This window comes from Trueperella sp., from assembly GCF_043424875.1.
Taxonomy (GTDB): Bacteria; Actinomycetota; Actinomycetes; order Actinomycetales; family Actinomycetaceae; genus Trueperella.
Genome location: NZ_JBHWPL010000008.1, coordinates 1 through 3,406, shown reverse-complemented (window position 1 = coordinate 3,406; position 3,406 = coordinate 1). Strand labels below are relative to the sequence as shown.

Below are 3,406 nucleotides of genomic sequence, written 5' to 3'. Positions count from 1 at the left end.
GGCGCCCACTGCGCGAGGTGGTCGGTGTAGAAGCGCCAGACGATCGCGATGTAGCGCTCGGCGTCGGAGTGGGCGTCGTGCTCGAGGGCGGTCAGCGCGCGCACGAGCCCCTGGGAGACGAAGTCGAATTCGAGGCCGATGTGGTCGTCGGGCTCCTTGTGGAGGTTGGGCGCCTGCAGGCCGAGCTGCTTGTACTCCTCGCGAACGCGCAGGGTGTCCTCGTCGAAGACCAGGCCATCGCGCCCACGGTGGACCGACTCGAACGGCGGCACCTTCGCACGGGCCGTCCGGCCGTACAGAGCGTTGAGGTCGTCGCGCAGGTTCTGCGCAGTCTCGCCCGCCTCGAACGATGCCTCCCAGTGCTCGATGCCTGCGGCAGTCTCGCCGTCGAGCGGCAGGGGCCAGTCGCGGTACATCTCGGCCAGTTGCGTGATCGTCTCCTGGCTGGGTGCGTCGAGATGGAGTCGCCCGAGGGTGAGGAACGCAGCGGCGAGTGCGTCAAGGTTACGAGTGTCCATGGAGGTCCTTTCGGTGAGGGTGTCGTCAGTCTACGCGTTGGCGCAGGTGGCGGCTGGGACTATCGCGCCAGCCTCTCGTCCAAGAACGAGAACACGAGAGCCGTCATGAGCGCCTGCTGGTCGATGTCCGCGGCGCCCGCGTGGCCGCCCTCGGTGTTCTCGTACAGGTACGTCTCGAAGCCCTTGTCTTCAAGCAGCGCGTGGAACTTCCGGGCGTGCCCGGGGTGGACGCGGTCATCGCGTGTGGACGTGGTCAGCAGGATCGGCGGGTGCGGGCCATCGCCCACGTTGTGGTAGGCCGAGTACTGCTCCATGAATTCCCAATCGTCCGTATCCGGATTGCCGTACTCCTCCATCCACGAGGCTCCGGCCAGCAGGTGCGAGTAGCGCTTCATATCCAGCAGCGGCACGCGGCACACGATCGCCCCGAACAGCTCGGGGTACGTGGTGTACATGTTGCCCATGAGCAGGCCTCCGTTCGATCCGCCGATCGCCGCCAGCCCGTTTACGCGCGTGATGTTGCGCTCGACGAGGTCCTGCGCCACCGCCGCGAAATCTTCGTACGCCTTGTTTCGATTGGCTTTCAGCGCGGCCTGGTGCCAGCGCGGACCGAATTCACCGCCGCCGCGAATATTGGCGACGACGTACACGCCGCCCTCCTCCAGCCACACCTTTCCGTAGGTGGCGATGTAGGAGGACAGGCGCGAGACCTCGAATCCGCCGTAGCCGTCGAGCAGGGTGCGAGCCGGTTGCTTTCCATCGAGTGCGAGGGTCGGGCCGACGACGAAGTAGGGCACGTTCGTGCCATCCTTCGACTCCGCCCACAGCTGGCGAATCTCCAGCCCCTCGGCGTCGAAACGGGCTGGCGCCGAGCGCAGCTTGCGCACGCGCAGCTCCTGGCTGGAAACCGGGCCGTAGTAGAGCGAGGACGGGGTGAGGAAGTCCGAGATCACCATCCATACGTCCGCGGATTCGAGTGGATCGACCGCCGCAATCGTCACCGTGCCGAACTCGGCCACCTCCGGAGTGACCTCCACGAGACTCCACTCATTGACCTCGCCGGTCGGATCCACATGTGGATCGGCGGCGAAAAGAATCCGCGTCTTGACGTTGTCGAGGATGGTCAGCACGAGGCCGGTGGCCGTGCCGGTCACGTCGAGGAACGACGTCGACTCGGTGGGCGTGTACAGCACCTGCACGTCGGCGGCGTGCGGGCCATCGAGCGCCGAGCTGTAGGGGAGCACGAGCACCGAGCCGGCGGTGAACGTCTCGCCGTCAAGAGTCCAGTCGTGGCGCAGGGTCAGCAGCGCCCAATCGCGCACCGCGCCCACCTCGGCCGTGCGCGGGAGGAGGAGCTCGCGCCGGGCGTCGGCCGCAGCAGCGTCCTGGCTCGCAGAATCACCTGTGCTCGCAAAATCACCTGTGCTCGCAGAATCCTGGCCCGCAGAATCCTGGCCCGCAGGATCAGCCGCGAGGACGGCGTCGATATCCACGTCATACATGACCATCGTGCGGAAATCGATGGCGCGGTAGGCGATGAGGCGCTCGTGGCCAGGGGTCTGATCGTAGCTGGCGCCAGCAACTACGTCGCTGGTCTCGCCTTCGATGATCACGGGCGCACTGTCGAGTTTCGTGCCGCGCTTCCACAGGCGGGCGGTGCGCGGGTAGCCGGAGTCCGTCATCGTGCCTTCGCCGAAGTCGGCGCTGATGATCACCGTGTCGCGGTCCACCCAGCCCATCGAACCCTTCGACTCGGGCTTGACGAAGCCGCCCTTGACGAACTTCTTCTTCTCCACGTCGAACTCGCGCACGACGTTCGAATCCGAGCCGCCGGGCGAGAGCGTGATGAGCGCGCGGTCGTAGGTGGGGTAGAGCAGGCGCGCGCCTTGGAAGACCCACGATTCGTCTTCCTTCTTACCGAGCTTGCCGACGTCGAGGAGCACGTCCCAGGGGATCTTGCTCTGCTCCTTGCTCAGGTAATCCTCGACCTTCGCGCGCCGCCACAGCCCGCGCGGGTGATCGCCGTCGGTGTGGAAGTTGTAGATCCACCCGCCGCGCTTGGTGCCCATGTCGAGCTTGTCCTTCGCCGAGAGAATCTCGGTGAGCGCCTCGCGCCGGTCCTCGAAACTCTCACCGCCAAACTCATCGAGGGTGCGTTCCGACTGCTTGGTCACCCACTGATGGTTCTTATCGTTGATGTCTTCGAGATGGATAAATGGATCCTGTGGCGTCTTTGTCATGTGGCAAGTCTAGAGGGAAGGTTCCATCTGTTGCGCGCGTGAACGCCAGCGGTGAAACCTGCTGTGGCGGAAAACCGCGAGCGCAGAGCAACGGGCCCTTCCGTGCGTTGTGACACGAAAGGGCCCGTCTGGGTTGTCTTTGGGTGATCAGCCCATACCCACAAGGAACATCGAATCGTAGTGGAGTGACCTGCCCATGAATTCGGCGACGATCAACAGGACGAATCCGAGCACGACCGTGATCGCGAGCGGCGTCGGCTTGTTGAACCCGTCCACGTTTGCTAGGCGGAAGGACACGAATGCGACTGCAACGGCGCCAATACCGAGCAAGATGAGTCGGGCCCAGAAGAATCCTCCTGAGAACACGGCCGCCGCTGCAGTAGCTGCAGGCGATGGGTGCATCGCAAGATTCTGGACGTGGATGACGTAGGAGATCAGAATTGCCACGGCCGCAATTGCTGAAACAACTGCTGCGGCGCGAATGATCTTCGTGGTGTACTCCCATTCCTGCGCGGTTGGTTCGGCGTGGATAGAGCGCACGTTCTGCGTAAATCCGAGCTTGTCCTTCCAGGTGAGGCCAGCGTTGGGATCTGCGGAGTTGAGTTTACGTTCGCTTCGCTTCGGACGATCTTCGACGACGACGCCGCC

At 64.2% G+C, this 3,406-nt stretch carries 2 protein-coding genes and 1 pseudogene; all 3 read right to left on the bottom strand.

What is annotated here, in order from left to right:
• On the bottom strand, window positions 1-518 hold a 518-nt coding region (locus ACHFFR_RS00435), incomplete at its 3' end, for a molecular chaperone (RefSeq protein WP_394262299.1).
• 59 nt (window positions 519-577) lie between these two features.
• Window positions 578-2,758 carry a prolyl oligopeptidase family protein gene (locus ACHFFR_RS00430; protein WP_394262298.1) on the bottom strand — a complete coding sequence of 727 codons (2,181 nt, stop codon included), beginning with the start codon at window positions 2,756-2,758 and terminating at the stop codon, window positions 578-580.
• A gap of 147 nt (window positions 2,759-2,905) precedes the next feature.
• Window positions 2,906-3,406: pseudogene (locus ACHFFR_RS00425) on the bottom strand (hypothetical protein); the annotation flags it as partial.

What these genes read in the sequence shown, in the direction of transcription:
- ACHFFR_RS00430 (WP_394262298.1), bottom strand. Translation starts at nt 2,758, where the DNA reads ATGACAAAGACGCCACAGGATCCATTTATCCATCTCGAAGACATCAAC.